Below are 20266 nucleotides of genomic sequence, written 5' to 3' on the forward strand. Positions count from 1 at the left end.
TCCTCGGCGGTAATCGTGGTTCGGGCATTGTTTTGTAGTATGACCGTTCTACGTGGTCCACATACTCAGCCGGCCAGCCCGGGACTTCGACGTCGGTGAAACGAACATCGACTTTTTGGTCCGGTGGGAGGACCTGTTTCGCGGCCGCCAGGACTGCCTCGATTCGGGCCTGGTTGATGTCTTCCGCCAACGTCTTTTTGACGTAGATCGTACGATGTTGGAGAGGCGCCTGGGTGACGATCCACTGCACCTTGCGGCGGCCAGCCTCGGTCAGTGCCTGGCCCGACTCGTCAAACAGGTGATCGGCGATCAGGTTTTGCTTCATCCAACCATTGGCCACCATCGTGACAAAGGGCATTCGCACACTCGCCCGGTCTGACGGCACAAAGGCGTCCGGCCAGCAATTGTTCCGTGCCGTGTCAACACCGATACCGTGCAGAAACCCACCCCCCGCCCAAAGTGTGTTTCCTATGCCAATCACCAAGCCTACTGATATAACCAACCGCCACAAAGCTTTCATCGTTCACCTCGTGACATTTCCAACCTATGGCCCGGCGTTGCCTGGTTGTTCGGGAGCAGGTAACGGCATAATGATGACAATGACGGACGTCGTGTGACTACAGCATTTATCGGCAAGCCTGCTCGTGGATTCCCATCTAATTCCAGCTGGCAAAAACGCTCGAGTGACAAAAAGACCTCCAGGCTACCATTTGAGCGCCGTAGCCACCCCGGTAAAGTCATCGCATCTTGCCTCGCCGAACAAATCAGATTCAACTTATCTGCGGATTTTGCCGATTTTAGGTGATGGACCGGTTTTACGCGCGAGGCGAAGGGCCGGTCCGCGCATGCATCCAGGATTTAATGGAGAATCCCGTCATGAATCGGGTTGGGCTCCAACTCGTTCGCTCAATAGCATTATGCCTGGTGATCGCTTTGTTTGCCGGGTGTCGGAGTACCTCTTTCTCGGCGGACAGCGCTCGATCAGGCACCCTCTCTGAGGCTCCCTTGTTCAACCACGCACCCCCGGCTAAGCCCACGACAGGCCCTTCAGCGGGACAGGCCGGTGTCAAGACTGGGGCAAGTTCCTCCCAAGAATTTGACCTCCTTGCGGGGGTAAAAGACGGGCTGGAAAAAGTTGGTGAGTTGCTCACTTTCACCGAACCGGTCCAGCAGGCTCCTGACCCCACATCTCTGAGCACCAAGGCCAAGCCTAGTCCGCGGCTCTTTGTTGCCATGGCCAGGTTGGCGGAAGATTCCGGACAAACCGAGAATGCCGAGCAATATTATCAGAAAGCCCTCCAGCTCGATCCTAAGTACCTCGACGCCCTGTTGGGACTGGGGCGTATGAAAGACCGACAGGGAGAATTGGAAGATGCCCTTAGCTACTACTCCAAAGCCGTGAAGGCTTATCCCGATTCTGCACCTGCTTGGAACCACCTGGGACTCTGCTATGCCCGGCTGGGCCAGTCACGCGACGCGATCAATGCCTTCGAGAAAGCCGTCAATCTAACGCCGCGGGAGCCCCGGTATCGGCACAATTTAGCCACCGTACTCGTACAAATCGGGGACCTGAGCGGGGCGATGAGGCACCTCTTCGCGGTCCACGACGAAGCGACGGCCTGCTACAACTTAGGCTACCTGCTGGCAAAAAAAGGCGATAACGTGGCCGCATTACGGTATTTCAACCGGGCTTTGACCCTCCGTCCCAATTTTCCTGATGCGCTGGCGTGGCGCGATGCACTCACTAATCGGCTTAACGCGACATCCCTGACCACCGCAAACACTGACAAGTTGTCGCCCGATGTATCGAAGAACACTCAGCGTTCCGCTACGGGTCAAAATCGCGAATTGACGCGGGAAACAACCGCCGGCCCCATCCCTCCCCCGACTTCCACTTCCTCACAATCTCTTGTCGCGCCCTTACCGCCCGTCGATGAAGATCTCGGCCTTGTGTCCTCTCCGGAAGCACGTTCGGCGTCTGGTGTGAAGCCTTTTCCACCTGTTCGCTGACCAAACAACCGATCAAATCCCCGGCCGCGTTTCGCCACACGTCCCCGATGGTCCATCCGCGGCGCGGAGTCGCACAAAGAACAACCGTTCCCACGCAAAAAGCTGTCCTGCCGTCGGGATAGCCTTCCCCCGGAGAATAACTGACAGAACCAATCTCGGCGTCAGCACACTCGCGGGGGTGATAAATCCATCGAGCTTGGCAACCCCCGTTCGTGCTGCTTGGCGCGAGCCGACGGACCGTCTGACGCGGGAAGCAAACCCAGTAGGCTGGCCGTCTACTCCTGAACGTCACCACCGCAAAAGCCCTAGATGGCATCCGCGTCACTTTTCGAACTCGGCGATGAAAGAGGGGCTTGGTCGGATGACGGAACTGTTGACAAATGCACGCCCAGATTGGCACAATCACCACCGACTGATCAACAACGTTATCCATGGGGAGGGCCCACCAATGCGAAATGGCATTTTAGCCGCTGTCGTCGCCGTATTAGTTGGCATTCCAGGGTCTCTGCGGGGGCAAGTATGCAATATCAGGGTGGTCACCGATGCCAGCCCAGACTGCCACGATATGGAAAGCTTCCTTCGCAGTGCTACAGGGGCCTGGTCGACCCCAAAGGATCGCTGCTGGGCACTTTTTTACTGGGTTCACATCGGCCGCCGGCAAACCAGCCCGATGATCTTCCACGGCGTTGAGGTGACTGATCCCATTCGCCAGTTCAATGATTTTGGGTACACGATGTGCAGCACTGTTGCCGGCATGAACTGCGCTCTCTGGCACAACATGGGGTTACCCGTCCGATTTTGGGATGTCACCCTTCACACCGTGTCCGAGTGCTTCTACGACGGACGGTGGCATATGTACGACAATTCCATGTCAGCCCTTTACACGCTCTGTGATCGTCAAACGATCGCAGGTGTTGAGGATTTAGGGGCAGTCCAAACGTGTCAGCTCTCCGGCGGACGCAGTGAGATCGGCCATGTCGTAAAATACCACTGTCTGACCGCGACCAGCCCGAACGGCTTTCTTACCGGCGCCGACTGTGCACGAGATCTGGATCAGGAGTCCCGCTGCTTCCGTCCGAATGGACTCAAATTGCGCACTTATTATAACAACTGGGACTGGGGGCATCGTTACATACTCAATCTACATAAAGGCGAATCATACACCCGTTACTACTATAGCCTGGGCGATTCACGCGAATACTTTGTGCCAAACCGGGGCAAAGATCCGGAGTCGGCCAATCCGCGTTACCATATTCGCGCAAACGGAGTATGGGAGTTCAAACCGCTGTTGACTCCCGATGGATTAGCCCGATCGGCCTACATTGTTTCGAATGTCACGGCACTGAGCAGTGGAATGGTGTGCCCTGGTCAATCGGGAAAACCAGGAGAAATTGTCTTTAAAATCACGTCCGCAAATATCGCCACCTCCCAGATCATCCGAGCTAAAATTCGGATGCAGTCTTCTGACGATCATGTCACCATCGCGGTCAGTACCACGGCGGGAACCAACTGGCGAATAGTTTATGATCAGGCCGGTCCGGTCGACGAGACTATTGAGAAACTGTTAATTGACGAAGTAAATGGGCAGTACGAAATATTTATAAAGTTTATTCTTCAGGCGAATAAAGATCCCGAGGCCGTGGGCATCTCAGACATCTCGATTGAAACGCGGACAATGCTCAACGCTAAAATGCAGCCTCAGCTTCGGCTTGGCCTCAACACTGTTTTCGTCGACCTCGGAGAACCCAGCGATTGCATTGTGATCTGGCCGGATCTTCAGGGAGATTCTTACCGCCAGTTTATAATAGAGGAACATAATATCGCCACTGAAAAAGAGCACGCTGGCTGGCGGGGAGTCATGTTCGCACAGAAACCTGATTCGGAGGCCTTTACAGTTTATCGTGTCCAGTGCCCGAGACCGATTACCGGCCTGGTTTATGGCGGCCGGTTTTATAACCGTGTTGCCGGCGGCGAAATACGTCTAAGTCATTCCTTTGACGGAGGGAAAACCTGGCAGACCGACTGGACACTCACTGACACATCCCAACCGTGGGACGTTATCCATTATGCGACCGTTCGGGATATCGCTCCAGATTCCCACGAAGTGCTCCTGAAATACTCGCTTCGGGCTCCCCAGGCTGGCCCGATGGCTTGCAGTATCTACAGCGTTTGCATGGAGGTTCGACACCAGGCGACGGGCCCCACCTTTGAGCCTCTCGACGTGACTTTCACCTGGGACGAAGTACAGAGCGACCGCAGTCGTATCACACGGTCCCACCGGCAACGCATCGATCACGTTCCCATGAGATACACGATCAACGTCGGTGGGGTTGACCATCCCATCGTCAAAAGTCTTCGAATAGAATGCCCCATCAATTCCAAAGGTACTCATCACGGCTACTCGGACACCCGCTCCGGGTTGGGTCAGCGTGTTACCGATGTTTGGCAAGAATTAGGTCGAAACCTGCTGATCGGTAAATCGTATAAGATCAATGTGGAGCCTACCGGAGCTTGGGGAGCAGATGATCCTGAAGGCAGGAAACTCACAGACGGTGTGGTCGGACCGAATTATGCAGGCGGAACGTCGATGCGATATGCGGTGGGATTCGACGAGAAAAACGGTCCAGCGGAAATCACCGTGGACATGCAGCAGCCTCAGCAAATTGCGGGTTTCGGAATCCACATAACAGCCGGCTGGCCGTGGTGGGATGCACTCAAAGGAGAAGTGCGCGATGAAGTTGAGGTCTGGACCTCACTCGACGGTCAGACCTTTGCTCGACAGGGAACGTTCAATCTGAACCTGTGGCGCCGGGAAATTCCCATCAATCACATGCTTCCAGATGATGAAACAGCCCAAGGTTGGAATTACATTCTGCCCTTGTCTTCACCGGTCACTGCCCAGTTCGTCCGATTTCGAATCACGGCACGGCGCAGTCTGGGCGTTACAGAAGTCCAGGCTTTCGATCGCATCGACGTTAGGCCGTTTGATTTGAGGATTCTCTTGCCGGATGAATCACCTTAATTTGGCGTCTAGCCATGTCCGCTCTTCGCACCGGTTAATTGCCGCTACGTGGTGCGGCAGTTAGGTTCGTCCACAAGCATGAAGTGGTCGATCTCGCGGGGCGGCTTATGTTGAGCTGACCGATCTTCTTCTCCCAATATCTTTCCGGTAAGATAAAAATTTGTCAGTGCGTGATGAAAAGATGCCCATCGCAGGAGCCCCGCAATATCTAACAGCATTGATGTTACAAGAGCAGTGATCCGGGCGGGGCCGCTGGATCAGAACGTGAGGACTGTAGTTCGATGAAACGAGAACGACGGCAAGAGCTTAAAGAAAACGAACTGGCCGAACTTATCGGGCGATGGCTGGAAAAAATCGCTCCGTACTCCCAAGCCATTCTTGTGGGATTGTTAGCGGTCATAGTACTGTACGTGGGTTGGATAGTTTGGGCGAACTGGGCCCGCGCCGTCGAGCAAAATGCATGGAATGCCTTATACGCAGCCCTGGAATCAGGCGGTCCAGCAGATCTCGAAGCTGTCGCCGAGCAATATCCGCGTACCGATGCCGGGCATTGGGCTCGTTTGCTAGCTGCAGACCTTCACTTGCGATTCGGCTGCCAGGAAATGCTTTCCAACAAGGCCAATGCCGCCCAAGAGCTTCGCAAGGCGGTTGACGGATACCTCGCCGTACGGGGAGGGTCTGGATCTCCTTTTTTCCAGCAAAGAGTGCTTTGGGGGCTTGCGAGGGCGTACGAAGCTTTGTCCGGCACCCGACAGGGACAGGGTGAGCTGGAGAGTGCCATCAAAATCTATCAGGAGTTGGTCGATCGGTGGCCGGACGGTCCCTATGCTGAGCTAGCCCGTCGCCGTATCGCTTTCTTGAGCAAGCCGGAAAACCGCAAATTCTACGACATGTTCGCGGCTTACGAGCCACCTAAGTCAACACCCGGCCCAGAAGCGACCGGCAATGCGGTGTCGCCGCCAATGAGCCCGGGAGCACCCGATGTGACGACACCGAAACCACCGGCGCCCGAGGGTACTGCGGAGTCGCAAGGCGCCCAGCCGCAGAGCGAGATTCAGAAACCTGCGACCGCCCCGTCTCAAAGCCCTGGCCAATTGCCGGAGCTACCCACCCCGGACGGCGGCGAAACCAAGTCGGCTCCTGCGCAGCCGGCTGGTGGTCCTGCTTCTCCAGGTAGTCAACCTCAGCAAACTCAGGACTCGTCAGAGTCCAAAGTGGAGCCGCCGGCCACCCCAGGCAACGAGTCTTCCGGAAATAACTGAGCGATTCCGCGGGCTACGGTATGGCCGAGCAACGGCTGAGCGATACCCCTGTTGAGCTGACAGTCACACCTCACGAAGCTGACTGGCGACTGGACGCCTTTCTGGTCTACCACTTTCCGGCATACAGCAGAAGTTTGCTTCGACAGGTGATTACGGCGGGTGGGGTCACGGTTGACGACAAAGGGGCCAAACCCGCGTACCGGTTGAAAGCCGGTCAGCGTGTTCGCGTGGTTCTGCCAGAATTGCCTCGTCAATGTCCCAAACCGGAAAATATTCCAGTGGAAGTCATTTACGAAGATGACTGGCTTGCGGTCATCAATAAGCCACCTGGTATGGTAGTTCACCCAGCACGGGGCCATTGGTCGGGGACTCTTGCCAGTGCCATCCAGTACCTCTACGGCGGTAAGCTCAGTACATTGGGCGGACCCAACCGACCGGGCATTGTTCACCGCCTGGATGCCGACACAAGTGGGGCCATCCTCATCGCCAAGCATGACCTGGCCCACGGTAAGCTGGCGACCCAGTTTGCAGAACGGACGGTTGAGAAAACATACCTGGCTATCGTGTCTGGAGTGCCCGATCGTGATGCTGATTGGATCGATCAGCCAATTGGGACCCATCCGCGACAGCGGGAGAAAATGGCCATTCGCAGATATGATCCGGAAGCCCGATCCGCCCAAACACTCTATCGTGTCTTAGAGCGTTTTGACGGCTTCGCGCTTGTTGCAGCACACCCCAAAACAGGCCGTACCCATCAAATTCGGGTGCATCTGGCACATGTGGGATGTCCAGTGCTGTGCGATCGTCAGTACGGAGGGCGGGCGGTTCTCACACGCGGTGAGATTCGGCGAGATCCTTCCGATGAGACCGTCCTTCTTTCCCGACAGGCCCTGCACGCTTGGAAATTGGGATTCACTCATCCCGGAACCGGGGAGTGGCTGGAAATCGAGGCACCCCTTCCCCAGGACATCGCGCAAGTCTTGGAAGAACTCCGTCGGTATCGGTCGCTGGAGAACGGTCAGCGTTGATCGCGTGGCCGTTGTGCACCGGCTGTGGGAGTGCTTTTCGCCACAAAAAACGACATCATTCAGCGCGATCCCAGCAGCCCAGCGAAAAGGTCGTTGAAGCCCCACCCGGTCGGATGACCAATCACCTCTCCCGCGGAGAAACCAACACTTTGCCCCAATTGCTGGCAATAGACACGAATCCTATCCAGAATTTCAGGTCGGTGGGCAAATTGAGAGGCATAGGCCGCGATCGCGCGAAGCTTCGGTTCCAGGCTATTACCGATATTGACGACAACCGGATTTCGTCCCGGGAGGATAGTATAACGAAGGGCTAGAAAATAGTGCAGATAAAAGTCAATCGTATGTGGCGGCCGCCCCTCGAAGTATTCTTCCCACTTGGAAAGGCGGCTATAAAACACCGCCGCTTCAGTGATTCGACCAGCTTGCTCGTGGTCTGGCGAAGCCATAGGTGTGGATGCACCCAATCCCAGCACCCACCGCGGCTTGAGAACTCGGAACTGGTGAGCCAGCGCAAGGCGTGCTTCAAAGCTGTCAAACAGTCGGCGATTCGGCAACGAAAGTACCACTCGGACCTTAACCTGGAGCTCCTGCGCCGCTCGAGCTGCTTCAGCAAGCCGCTGTTCAGGACTGGGACAATTCGGCGTCGGTTCTCCATCGGTCAGATCGACAATACCCACCCTGTAGCCCTGCTGACTGAGCGAATGCAAAAAGCCTCCACATCCGATCTCCACATCGTCGGGGTGGGCACCTACCGCAATAACGTCAACTATTTCCTCAGGTGATTGCCGAGTATCGTAAATAACCCTTGCCGTGTGCGTCATATTCTCATCTCGTTTGGATAGTCTCCTCTTAACAAATCGTGACACCCTCTCGCGGCCTGTGATCGACAACAAGAGGGCTTTTTGTAACGCCCTTTAAACCCGGTTTTCGCCCTCGTTCCGGTGTGTCGGAAAGCTCACGCCCTCGTTTCCTTGATTTTGACCGTGGAAACAAGAAAAGTGGGATTGAGTGCCTGGAATCGCACTCGGTCGAATTGATAGAATCCCCTGGCAAGATTGATCATGAGGACGTTCACGACACGCGACAGACGACGAAGCCTTTGGTGGACATCCACGACGTTTTCCAAACTGCCCATCGTCGCCACCAGGCGTCCTCGCTCTTTAAGTCGCTCATAAGCAAGCTCACATAACTCGGCGACCTGACGTCCGCTTCCTCCGATGAACACGCAATCGGGTGCAGGCAGGTCGGCCCACGCTTCGGGAGCGCGTCCCAGAATTGTGACCAAATTCCTCACGCCAAATCGTTTGGCGTTTTCCTCGATAAGCCGCACGTCTTCCGGGTCCATTTCGATCGCATAAACACGGCCGTCTCTCGCAATTTGAGCAGCCTCGATGGCCACGGCACCGCTTCCGGCACCGACGTCCCACACCACACTGGCCAGACCCACGTCCAGCTCTGCCAGGGCGATCGATCGAATTTCCGCGGGAGTTAACAGGCCTCGCTTCGGTTTTGCTTGCAGGAAAGCATCGTCCGGATTTCCGAAAAGGCGTTTTCCCCACAAACTCAAGGGCCGGTCCGGCACATCAGGCTTACGGATGAGAATGAGGATGTTGAGCGGCGAATAAGTGTGCGAGGCGATGTCTTGCAATTCCCCGCAGGTCACGCGCTCATTCGGAGCCCCAAGATTCTCGCAAACGTAAGCCGTAAAGTAGTCAAGGCCCACATCCAACAGCTTCTGCGCAATAATGTTTGGTGGCAATTCCTCGCTCGTGAATAGGCCCACCTTTTCTGCAGAGCGAATCTGATTGAAGATGTCTTCCAAAGACGTTGTTGATAGATTCGCCAAAAAGGCGTCTTCCCAGTTTTCTTTCACCCTGGCAAACGCCATCTGCATCATACTGACGTGGGGAATAATCTCGAAACGTTCTTTTCCTAGTTTTTCCCAGAGGTACCGCGCCGTCCCGTAGAAAAGTGGATCGCCGAGGGCCAAGACTACGATCCGTTTGTGAGAGTTTTCCTTAATGCGCTGGACGATCTCATCGAGAGCACCGGACACCGTGAGCTTGTCGACGGGTTTTGTGAATTCAACATTCCGGACGAGGTCCAGGCAGTGGGGCTCGCCTACAATTACGTCCGCGGACCGAATGATATTCTGGGCATACTCGGTAAGCCCCAGAAATCCGTCTTCACCGATTCCCACGATGTAAATCTTATCGTTTTTATCACCGATGCGTTCGTTCATCGCGTTCCGGATCCCTATCCGTTGCTCACCCATCCAGGTAAGACCTTCGACGCCCACAAACAGTGTGGCAACGACGACGCGTCAGCGCCCCCAGATTCTACCCCTGATGCCCTTTGGGCTGATTCTACGAAACAGCAATCACGCACGGTAGAGGTGGCTTTGCTGAGTTCGCCTTGGCCACCAACTCTTGATCATCTTAGCGATCCGGGCAATGGCCTCGATGCCCCGATTTGGCCAACGGGCCTCGCCTTCTTGACTTGACAACCCCAATAGGCGATGTTTGACTGGGGATTGTCAAGCTGGAATTGCAGGTGGCCGCGTTGTCTGTGCGAGAAACGGTCGACGCTGACCTTTTAGCATTCGTGCAATACGGTAGCCAGGGGAAACTCGATGCCGGAGAAAACGCTCGACATCAAACTGGCCCGAATCAAGGCCAATCGCTCCTGCCGGGATTTTATTCTAGCCGACGCGAAAGACGCGGACATGGCTTTCGGTCTTTCTGCTCCGGGGAAAAGCCCGGAGCACCACGCCCAGGAAGCCCGCTTTCGGACGCTGGACGAGTACCGGCAGATCATTCGCGAGATAGTGGCCCAGGGTCTGGTGGACATCATGCTGATGAGTGCCAGCACGAACGAGGTGCTGACAATTCGAGAAAGAATTTTTGACAATAGTCCTGTGACGCCTGCGGTACGCGCCAATGACGCCACCGACATTTGGCTGGCTGGAGGGGGGCTGGGCATCTATGACCGCGAACCATCTCGTCCGTTCCGCACAGCGACTTTGGAGCATATCATGTGCGGTAAGGTCGAATGCACCCCTGAGGAGCGCAAGTTAGGCGCGGATCTGGGATTATATTCTGTGACGTTCAACAACGATGTGGAGCTGGATCTGCGAACATTGGAGGCCTATCGCGAGTTCCGATTGGAGGCAGAGAGAAAAGGTTTTCGCCACTTTTTGGAAGTGTTCAGCCCCAATGCGCCTGGCCAAAACGCTCCGCGGGATGTTCCAAGGTTCGTCAACGATCACATTGTCCGCACGCTGGCCGGAGTGACCAGTACCGGACGGCCTTTGTTTTTGAAAATCCCGTACTACGGTCCCGAAGCAATGGAAGCCCTGTGCCGTTATGACAGCTCACTGGTAGTTGGAATTCTGGGTGGTTCAGCGGGCACTACCTACGACGCGTTTCACATGCTGTGGGAAGCCAAAAAATACGGCGCCCGGGTGGCCCTATATGGGCGCAAAATCAACAATGCCGAAGACCAATTGACTTTCATTAAGTACTTACGACTTATTGCCGACGACGAGACTATGCCAGCCGAGGCGGTGCGTGCCTACCATGCCGACTTGAAAAAGTTGGGCGTGCCACCTCACCGACCTTTGGAGGAGGATCTGCAGCTTACTCAAACCTCGCACAGTTATTCCGGACGCGGAGGTAGTACGGGACAAGACGTCCGACAACCAAGCACTGCTCAAGGCCCCAGTAAGCCGCGCGTCACCATCGCCACGTGGCGGCAACGGCCTGATGATCCGGACTTTAGCAAGATGACTCCTCTCGAAAAGGCACGCTACAATATCGAGCGTTGGAAGCGAATACTGGGATAACTTTCCTCAGGCAATTCAAGCAAAACCGAAACATTCGCAACCTGCAAGTATTGTTCATTTACCCTCCGGCTACGGCGGTGTTCGAGGAGGCATTCTATGCGAGGTATTTGTGTGTGGTTGATAACGGGTGGCATCCTCTGGGCTTTTCTTACGCAAACAGAGACAATTGGTTTTGGGCAAGAATCCTCCCGCCCAAACGTGCTGCTCATTATTTCGGATGATCAGGCCTGGACGGATTACGGTTTCATGGGCCATGCCGTCATACAAACCCCTCATTTGGATCGGCTCGCCCGGGAATCGCTCGTCTATACCCGGGGGTATGTTCCTGATTCGCTTTGCCGCCCCTCTTTGGCAACGATCATAACGGGATTGTATCCCCATCAGCACGGAATCACTGGAAATGATCCTAAATTGCCAGATCCGAAAGTCAATCCAATGGCGGGCAGGGCTCGTCCCGAATTTGGCCGCTTTTACGAAACCTTGATGCGGCGAATCGAAGCTCATCCAACTCTGCCGAGACTGCTCGGTGAAGCTGGGTATATCTCATTGCAAACAGGCAAATGGTGGGAAGGTGCGTACACCCGTGGTGGATTTACGGAAGGTATGACGCACGGGGATCCCAAGCGGGGAGGGCGACACGGGGATGCCGGACTCGCCATCGGCCGCCAGGGCTTGGAGCCAATCTTCGACTTTATCCTGAAGGCCAAAGAGGCGGGGAAGCCGTTTTTTGTCTGGTATGCTCCGATGATGCCGCACGCTCCTCACACTCCCCCCGAAAAGTACCTCAAGAAATACCTCCGCCCCGATTTAAGCCCGGCACAATCTCGCTACTACGCCATGTGTGAGTGGTTCGATCAAACATGCGGCGATCTCATAACGTTCCTGGAAAAAGAGAAGCTCAGAGACTCGACGCTCATCGTCTACCTAGCAGACAACGGGTGGATCCAAGACCCGGACCGTCCCAATCAGTTCGCCCCGCGCTCTAAACGCTCGCCGTACGACGGCGGGATTCGCACGCCCATCATGCTGTCCTGGCCCGGAAAGATTTCCCCTTTGCGCGATGATAAAAATTTGGCAAGCAGCATTGATATTGCGCCCACTGTCCTGGCAGCGTGTGGCCTCCTAGTACCGTCGAACCTTCCGGGAATTAATCTCCTGGATCGCGAAGCTGTCCAGAAACGTCGATCGATCTTTGGGGAGATTTACGAGCACGACGTGGCCGACGTGGACCATCCCACCAAGAGCCTCTCGTTCCGGTGGATCATTCAGGAAAACTGGAAACTGATCGTACCTGCCGACCCGCGTGGTAAGCCCGAATTGTACGATGTTGTGGCGGATCCGCTGGAGACTCGGGACCTCGCGGGTACCCATCCCGATCTGGTCAAAAAGCTGAACGAAGAGCTTGATGGGTGGTGGTCCGGGAAAGAATAAAGCTCGGTAAGCTCGGCTGGGCAGGACGACGAACCGGGGCAGAACAGCCCTGGCCACCCATCGCACGACTGAGTATTCCCCATCTTCACCTGGCCGTAAAGATGGTTCCCCCAGTCCGATGCGCTGCGGGACTGCTGTTTTTGTAGTTGCCAATCTACTTTGCTACTGAAAAGTGGTGGACAGTCAATTCGTGGTATGTTTCGCCCGGTCGGAGCACCGTCGAGGGGAACTCTGGGCGATTGGGGGAATCCGGGAAGTGCTGAGTCTCTAGACACACAGCACCGAATTTGGGGTATGTCCGACCGTGTGCACCCAATCGACCGTTCAGGCCATTGGCTGTATATACCTGCACACCGGGTTGTGTGGTGAACACTTCCATAACCCGCCCTGTCTTCCGATCCTCAAGCCGGGCACAGAACGAAAGCTCGCCCGGCCGAGCCTTGTTGAGGACAAAACAATGGTCATAGCCCCCGCCAGTTTTTTCAATATCTTGCCCAATTGGTTTGGGCTGACGGAAGTCAAAGGGCGTTCCATCGACAGGCGCCATTTCTCCCAGTGGGATCAACGTCTCATCGACGGGTAAATACCGATCAGCGTTGATCTGCAAAATGTGATCCAAAACAGTGCCAATACCTGCTCCGGCGAGATTCCAGTAGGCATGATTCGTCAGGTTGACGACCGTGGGCTTATCAGTAGTCGCGAAGTACTCCATCTCCAGACGGTCGTCTACGGTAACGCGATAGATGACGGTGGCTGTTAAAGTGCCAGGATAGTTTTCTTCTCCATCCGGACTGACATAAGTGAATTTCACGCCGACAAATCCGTCGCCTTGAACCGGTTCATGCCGCCATAGGCGTTGATGAAATCCCACCCGGCCTCCGTGCAAATGATTGGGCCCGTTATTGGTCGCCAACTGGTAAACGACGCCATCCAATTCAAAGCGTCCTTTCGCGATTCTGTTGGCGTAGCGTCCGCACACCGAGCCGAAGCATGGGTGACCCTTAAGGTAATCCTCAAGCGTCTCCAAATAGAGGGTCACATTCTCTGACCTTCCGTCGCGATCGGGGTACTCCACTGCCGTGAGGGTCGCCCCCAGGGACATCGCCCGGACGGTCAACCCCCGACCATTCTCCAATTGATACATGTAAACTTCCTGACCATCCGGCATTTTTCCGTAAACCTTTGTCGTCACTTTCATTGCTGAACTCTCGCTCGCAAAACTATAACACGATCCCAAGCAAAGCAACAAAGCCGATACCAGCCAGATCCACGTGGGAAATCGCCTGTGTTTCGCGCACCGGCCCCCAATAAACCACTCCCTGTCCACACTCTCCCGCCGCATCGTTCGTTTCCCTCCGCAAGGTAGAAAACCTGAAGGCGCCTTTGCTTAATTGCTTTCGTTTTGCGTTCTCACTCGTTGTTTTTCAAGCTTTTCAACCAGCCGTTTGGCTTCCCGTGCCAGAATATAGTCTTCCCGGGAGTGAATCACAAGAATCTTACCCGACGAAGTGGGAGCCGAGATTTCCGCGTCTGGACTGGCGTGGACGTTGCGGTCTGGGTCCAAGTTCAGCCCTAAACACTCCAGCCCACGGCAAATCTCCGCGCGGAGTTCCTTGGCATTCTCCCCTATTCCTCCGGTGAACACGAGGGCATCCACTCCGCCCATCGTGACGGCGAGCGCCCCGAGCATTGCTCGCACGCGATAGGCATACATTTCCAGCGCCAATTTGGCCCGCGGATTGCCGGCCTTAGCTGCTTCATAAACTTGCCGATAATCACCAGAAACCCCGGAAACCCCTAGTAATCCCGAACGTTTGTGAAGAATTTCCTCCACTTCATTCACCGTCAGTCCGTAGTGTTTCTGCACATAAGTGATGATCCCTGGATCGACAGTGCCGGAGCGAGTCCCCATCATGAAACCTTCCAGCGGCGTGAAGCCCATGGTATTTGTCACGGCTTTGCCACCTTGAACAGCGCTTGCCGAGGAGCCTTGTCCGAGATGGCACGTGATGAGCCTAAGGCTGGCCAAATCACGGCCAAGCATTTGGGCCGCCCGCTCGCACGCATACAGATGGCTCGTCCCATGATAACCGAATCGCCGAATTCCCCATTCCGTGTACCATTCATAGGGAACGGGATAAAGATAGGCAGCCGGTGGAATATCGGCAAAAAAACCTGTGTCAAACACCCCGGTCTGCACAGCCCAGGGGAACAAGGCTTCAGTCGCCTCGATGGCTTCGAGTCCTGCGGGAATATGCAGGGGAGCCAGGGGCTGAAAACTTCGGATAACCTTTTTGACCTCTTCGTCAATCACCACAGGCTCGCGGAGTGACTCACCACCGTGAATTAAGCGATGCCCCACAGCACAGATTTCGGTGTGGGACCCGATAACCCCTGCATTTTTCAGGGAGTCCAAAGCGTAAAGCAGGCCGTCCCGGTAACTCTGTGCGGAAACCCTGGTTTTCGAGACAACCTCGCGATACTCCAAGGTAATTTCCGCCAACCCCTCACCTACTCCGAAGTCCGCCAAGCCCCCGGCGATACAACTGAGGTCGCTCCAGGTGTACAGGGCCAGCTTGATACTGCTCGAACCTGCATTAACGACCAGAATTTTCATTCGATACAGCGACTCCGGCCAATCAATTGTTCGCTTTGTTCTGGGCGATTGCGTCACGACTTTTTCGCTACGAGAGCTTCCACCGCCTGTTTCAGGTTCTCTCTTGTCGCCCGACTGTATTCAATATCCAGCCACAGAATCTTTCCCGAGCTGTCCAAAAGGTAGAGAGCAGGGGGGCTGTGCAACGCAAATTGGCCGTAATATTTGCCGTCGCGATCGACGAGAACAGGAAACTCCACCTGCGCATCCTTAACAAGAGCCGCGAGCCGGCCCTTGTCGTCTGCCACGTGAATCGCGATCACGGAAACTCCGGAACTGCCATGGGTTTTTACAATATCTTCCTGAAGATCGCCGAGCAGATTGGAAGCCAGCAGTCTTTCTCTCTGGCCCTCTCCCACGGAAAAGAAAACCAAGACGGTGCCCTCGTTACCCAGTAACTGCTTTATGTCGCTTTCTTGACCCTCGAGATTGGGCAACACTGCGGTGGGAATCACGTCGCCCACAAACAGCTTGCATTGCGCCCGATCCACTTCGGCCATCACCACCGATGGAATTTTCAATTCACTTTTTGGTGCCGGTTCACTTACCGGTACTTGAGGTGTTGCCGATTCCCCCATCTCTGTTGCAGGTTGCTTCGGGGTTGACGGGTTGGCAATGGATTGCGATGAGACCTGTTGCCCCGAAGCCTTCGGTCTCTCTTGAGAAGCTGGTCGCGGACAGCCAAGAGTAACCAGCAGGCCGATCCCCAGGACCAAACAGAATGTGAAAAGAAGTTCTGTCCTCCGGTGCCGTTGACATCTCATCATTTCCCTCCTGCTCTCAATGGAAATGCCACAACTGACACACTCCATGGGCCAGGCCAGCCGTCTCCCAGCCTGCCTCATGGTATCTTATTTCTCGATTTTTATCCCCAGTTCTTTCAGTTGTTTCGGATCAACCTCGCTCGGGGCACCTGTCATCAAATCGACCGCCCGCTGAGTCTTCGGAAAAGCAATACAATCACGGATCGAATCCACACCTGCAAAAATCGCCACAAGCCTGTCAACTCCGAGCGCGATTCCTCCGTGGGGAGGCGCACCATACTGGAGCGCTTCCAGGAGAAATCCGAACCGATCCTTTGCCCGTGCCTCGTCGATTCCCAGAATCTCAAATACTTCCTGCTGAAGTTCAGGATTATGAATACGGATCGTTCCGCCGCCAACCTCGGTCCCATTGAGAACAAGGTCATAGGCTTGTGCCCGACATCGTGCAGGGTCGCTTTTAAGAAATTCTCTGTCCTGAGGTCGCGGAGACGTGAACGGATGATGCATCGCCGTCCAGCCGCCATCTTCCTGATCGATGGCAAACATCGGAAACTCCACAATCCATGAGAGATGCATCTCCCGGGGATCGTACAGTCTGAGCTCCGCGCCGAAGCGCTTTCGCAAACCATAAAGCGCCTTACATGTGACGTCAAAAGTGTCTGCAACAAAGAGGAGCAAATCCCCTGGGCAAGCCTTCATCTTTTCGGCGATTGCTTTCAAATGCGACTCAGAAAAATTCTTGGCCACCGTAGAATTGAGGACGTGGCCCTCTTCCACGCGAAACCAGACAAGTCCTTTCGCTCCAAAGTCCTGTTTCACCCACTCTGTCATTTCATCGATATGTTTTCGGGAATAACGCGTTGCTCCGCCGGGCACAACCAAGCCCCGCACTCGTTGGCCTGTCTCAGCAGCCTCGCGAAAGACTCGAAAATCGCACTCGCGGGCAATATCGGTGATGTCTGTTAACTCCATGCCAAAACGAAGGTCAGGAGCGTCGTGCCCGAAACGTTCCATAGCCTCGTCGTAGGTCATGCGGGGTAGGGGAAGCCTGAGCTCTTTCCCAAGAATTTCTTTAAATAGGCGAGCCATCAGGCCTTCCACAACCGTCATGACGTCATTGGCATCCACAAAGGACATTTCGAGGTCCAACTGAGTGAACTCCGGCTGCCGATCCGCACGCAGGTCTTCGTCGCGAAAACAACGGGCAATCTGCACATACCGGTCATATCCGGCCACCATCAGAATTTGTTTGTAAAGCTGGGGAGATTGAGGCAGGGCGTAAAAGGTGCCTTTTTGAATGCGGCTCGGCACCAGATAATCGCGTGCCCCCTCGGGCGTGCTCCGCCCAAGCATGGGCGTTTCAACCTCGATGAATCCCAGTTCGTCGAAATAATCCCGCATAATATTTACCATCCGTTTACGTAACATCAAAATTTGCTGCATCACCGGACGGCGAAGATCCAGATAACGGTAGCGCAACCGAATCTCCTCGCCGGGAAGATCGGGGGCGCCGGGAAGAAACGGAGGCGTCACCGCCCGATTCAGAATCTCACACTTTTCCGCGCGAACTTCAATCTCGCCCGTTGCCAGCTTGGGATTCTCAGTTCCCTCCGGCCTGCGCTCCACAACCCCTGCTACGCGAATCACATACTCCGGACGTAGTGACCTAGCAAGCTGATGGAGTTCCTCTCCAGCATCGCAGGAGAAAACGATCTGCGTCTTGCCGTACCGATCGCGAAGATCGACGAAGAGAACCCCTTTGTGGTCCCGGTAGGTATCCACCCAACCACAAAGGATAACCTGTTGACCTACGTGCTGAAGACGAAGTTCTCCGCAAGTGTGTGTTCTCAACAAAGCTTCGACTCCTTCTCCACCAAAATAGCCACCCTCAGAGGTTATCCGTCCCCGCGTTGTGGGGAATCTGGCCCCAACTACCCGACGCAGTGGACACCAGTCGTCGGGCGATTTTCGCATCAAAACTCTTTTTGCACGAACACAAACTTTTCATTTTAGCCTGCCGCTATTTCTTTCATAGGCAGACTGATCTTTAACGATCGCTGTTGACCATCGGCGAACCGCGCGGAAGATCTTCATCCAGCTCCTTCCGCAGGCGTGTCCCAATTGCGTCGGGTCTGTTGACGCCAACCTCCGCGCTTGACAGAGGTCGGGAGGGGCTTATATTAACTGCGGTCTCATCGTGTTGGTTGCCGCCGCCTGCCGCAACACGTGAGCATGTTCTTCGGTTCACAAAGACGAACGCAACCAAACGGATGTCACTCACCCATACACAACTATGTCGTTCTCAGACAACAGCTTTGGTGGGATTGTAAAGTCGTGATAATGATTCTTCACACAGTCAACCTGGGAGTTTGGGAGTCAGCATGACGATGGAAGAGATCCACTCCATTCAACCTGTTTTCGAGCTCCGATCGCCACAGCCTTCAGCCGTCCTCACGTTGTCAGGAGTCACCGTGGTCGTCTACAAGACGGCAGAAGACATGGGCCGCGCCTCAGCGATTCGACTGGCACGGGAACAATGCCGACTGGTTGAAGAGCAAGGGGAAACCAGCTTCATCATCATGGCGGCTCCTTCGGCCTTCGCATTCTATCGCGCTTATGTGCAACTGGCCGAGATGTCTCCCCAACTTCAGCGGGCATGCTCCCGGACGCATTACTTTCAGTTCGATGATTACCCGCTTCCAGCCCACCATCCGGCTTCGTTTCGATACTTGCTCCTAAAACATTTCTTCATACCCTTGGCCCCGTATTGTGACCCAGGCCGCGTTCATCTGTTTGACGCCGATGACGATGATCCGGACATGGCAGCCCGTCGCTATCAGGAGCTGCTTCTGACCCATGGACTGGACCTTCAAATTATGGGGATTGGGGAGAACGGCCACTGGGGATTCCATGAGCCCGGAATTCCCCTCGATGGACCACCGCAGTTTATGAAAGTGGCGTTGACCACCGAAAATGTGGACCAGCAAATGCGGGATCACCCGCATATTTTCAAAAAACCTGACGATGTTCCCAAATCTGCTTACACGTGCAGTGTTTCGATGTTCCTCACAACGCGGCATGTCATCGAAGGAAACGTTCCGCAGGCCAGCAAGGCCTTCGCCCTTTTGGCCGCCTTTGGATCGGATATCATTCACGAAAGCGTCCCCGCCAGTGCCCTCAAGCGATTTGGAAAAGGAGTCGTCCGGACCACGGAAGCCGCTGCCTGGGCTCTCCTGGAATACCGTAACAGGGGGGGCGTCACACGCGATGCACTCAATAAGCTCGCGGAAAGCCTTCGAGGTCCGCAATCGAGCGACATATCCGCTATCATTTCCCGAATATCCAGCATCTTTGACACAATGAAGATAGCCTATGAGCGCTGAGAAGATCCCGGTGGACATCCCGCCCGCTTCGTACCGGCTTCGTGATTGAACGGTTCACCTGTCAGGACGTTAGCCGCGATGTTCGCGAGATCACACGTCGGTTAGCGGAGGCGACCACGTTCCTTTATCTTTTAGAAAACTGACTTGTTTCATCTTTCAGAAAAGTAAACTTGGGCAGTCTTTTCTCCCGCGCTTTTTGCCCGCAGGTACGAAAGCTGTTAGTGTGCTTGGTCGATTGGTCGGTGAGTTTGTGGTCCGGTGGCACCTGGGAAAAAGACGATTATCATGGGTTTAAGCTCACCTGGTAGCAGGACCCGGTCCGTACAATTGTGAGCCGACCCAGTTGCCGACGATGCAATGAGGCATTGCGTTTCCACCTAACTGAAGCGTGAGGCATGTCGCGAATCTCTCGCCAAGACAGAGACATTCGACTTCTGACACGAGCCGATCTTTTCGCCGCGGAGGACGATCTGGTGGCGTGCTATCACGCAAGTGGGATCCCATTTCTCTCACGTCACCCGCGGTGGCTTCGGGTACTCGATGAAGCGATGGGACATCGGCCATTTTGTCTGGTGGCCTGCGAATCTCAGAAAACCTACGGTGGCTCAATCGGGGAAAGGTATGTAACAATTCTTCCCCTCGCGCACGTCAAAAGCCCACTCTTTGGATCACGACTGGTCAGCCTTCCCTACGTGAATTATGGTGGCACACTCGGAAAACCGGAGAACACACCTTCACTAATCAATGAGGCAGTGTCGCTTGCAAAAAAGCTCGGTGCGCGATATCTGGAGCTGCGGCACGAGACCCCTGTGGAACACCCGGCCCTCACTCAAGCGGTCACCGACAAGGTCCATATGAGGCTTTTG

General features: G+C 55.0%; 13 protein-coding genes and 2 pseudogenes. 8 read left to right on the forward strand and 7 right to left on the reverse strand.

The window, feature by feature from the left end:
- A pseudogene (locus ABJK56_RS02405) lies at window positions 1-520 on the reverse strand (hypothetical protein); the annotation flags it as partial.
- Between the two features lie 356 nt (window positions 521-876).
- Here ABJK56_RS02405 and ABJK56_RS02410 point away from each other — a divergent pair.
- From ABJK56_RS02410 to ABJK56_RS02425, 4 genes are all read left to right on the forward strand, one after another.
- Window positions 877-2010: a tetratricopeptide repeat protein gene (locus ABJK56_RS02410; RefSeq protein WP_347243070.1), complete on the forward strand. Its 1134-nt coding sequence runs from the start codon at window positions 877-879 to the stop codon at window positions 2008-2010.
- 448 nt (window positions 2011-2458) lie between these two features.
- Window positions 2459-5032, forward strand: coding sequence for a discoidin domain-containing protein (locus ABJK56_RS02415; RefSeq protein WP_347243071.1), 2574 nt, complete (start codon window positions 2459-2461; stop codon window positions 5030-5032).
- Between the two features lie 281 nt (window positions 5033-5313).
- The gene (locus ABJK56_RS02420) at window positions 5314-6294 is read left to right on the forward strand and encodes a hypothetical protein (protein WP_347243072.1); all 981 of its coding nucleotides are present in this window, start codon (window positions 5314-5316) and stop codon (window positions 6292-6294) included.
- Between the two features lie 20 nt (window positions 6295-6314).
- A complete protein-coding gene (locus tag ABJK56_RS02425; protein ID WP_347243073.1) occupies window positions 6315-7322 on the forward strand; it encodes an RluA family pseudouridine synthase in 1008 nt (335 codons plus the stop codon).
- 59 nt (window positions 7323-7381) lie between these two features.
- Here the strand turns inward: ABJK56_RS02425 and ABJK56_RS02430 are convergent, their stop codons facing one another.
- Both ABJK56_RS02430 and cbiE read right to left on the reverse strand, forming a co-directional pair.
- The gene (locus tag ABJK56_RS02430) at window positions 7382-8143 is read right to left on the reverse strand and encodes a PIG-L family deacetylase (RefSeq protein ID WP_347243074.1); all 762 of its coding nucleotides are present in this window, start codon (window positions 8141-8143) and stop codon (window positions 7382-7384) included.
- A gap of 134 nt (window positions 8144-8277) precedes the next feature.
- Window positions 8278-9564 carry a precorrin-6y C5,15-methyltransferase (decarboxylating) subunit CbiE gene (cbiE, locus tag ABJK56_RS02435; protein WP_347243075.1) on the reverse strand — a complete coding sequence of 429 codons (1287 nt, stop codon included), beginning with the start codon at window positions 9562-9564 and terminating at the stop codon, window positions 8278-8280.
- 390 nt (window positions 9565-9954) lie between these two features.
- Between cbiE and ABJK56_RS02440 the strand changes: the two genes are divergently transcribed.
- Entirely contained in the window at window positions 9955-11166 is a 1212-nt protein-coding gene (locus tag ABJK56_RS02440) for a hypothetical protein (protein ID WP_347243076.1), read from the forward strand.
- Between the two features lie 96 nt (window positions 11167-11262).
- The gene (locus ABJK56_RS02445) at window positions 11263-12597 is read left to right on the forward strand and encodes a sulfatase (protein WP_347243077.1); all 1335 of its coding nucleotides are present in this window, start codon (window positions 11263-11265) and stop codon (window positions 12595-12597) included.
- 154 nt (window positions 12598-12751) lie between these two features.
- Here the strand turns inward: ABJK56_RS02445 and ABJK56_RS02450 are convergent, their stop codons facing one another.
- The 4 genes from ABJK56_RS02450 to aspS form a co-directional block, all read right to left on the reverse strand.
- The gene (locus ABJK56_RS02450; RefSeq protein WP_347243078.1) at window positions 12752-13795 is read right to left on the reverse strand and encodes an aldose epimerase family protein; all 1044 of its coding nucleotides are present in this window, start codon (window positions 13793-13795) and stop codon (window positions 12752-12754) included.
- A gap of 189 nt (window positions 13796-13984) precedes the next feature.
- Window positions 13985-15214 (reverse strand): acetate kinase, encoded by a 1230-nt coding sequence (locus tag ABJK56_RS02455; protein WP_347243079.1) that lies wholly within the window; start codon window positions 15212-15214, stop codon window positions 13985-13987.
- A gap of 53 nt (window positions 15215-15267) precedes the next feature.
- The gene (locus tag ABJK56_RS02460) at window positions 15268-16020 is read right to left on the reverse strand and encodes a redoxin domain-containing protein (protein ID WP_347243080.1); all 753 of its coding nucleotides are present in this window, start codon (window positions 16018-16020) and stop codon (window positions 15268-15270) included.
- A gap of 84 nt (window positions 16021-16104) precedes the next feature.
- Entirely contained in the window at window positions 16105-17871 is a 1767-nt protein-coding gene (gene aspS, locus ABJK56_RS02465) for an aspartate--tRNA ligase (protein WP_347243081.1), read from the reverse strand.
- A gap of 527 nt (window positions 17872-18398) precedes the next feature.
- On the opposite strand from aspS, the gene ABJK56_RS02470 reads away from it, so the two are divergent.
- Window positions 18399-19400: a 6-phosphogluconolactonase gene (locus tag ABJK56_RS02470; protein ID WP_347243082.1), complete on the forward strand. Its 1002-nt coding sequence runs from the start codon at window positions 18399-18401 to the stop codon at window positions 19398-19400.
- Window positions 19401-19795: 395 nt separating this feature from the next.
- Window positions 19796-20266, forward strand: a pseudogene (locus ABJK56_RS02475) (hypothetical protein); the annotation flags it as partial.

It is taken from the genome of Thermogutta sp., assembly GCF_039793925.1.
In the GTDB taxonomy this organism is placed as follows: domain Bacteria; phylum Planctomycetota; class Planctomycetia; order Pirellulales; family Thermoguttaceae; genus Thermogutta.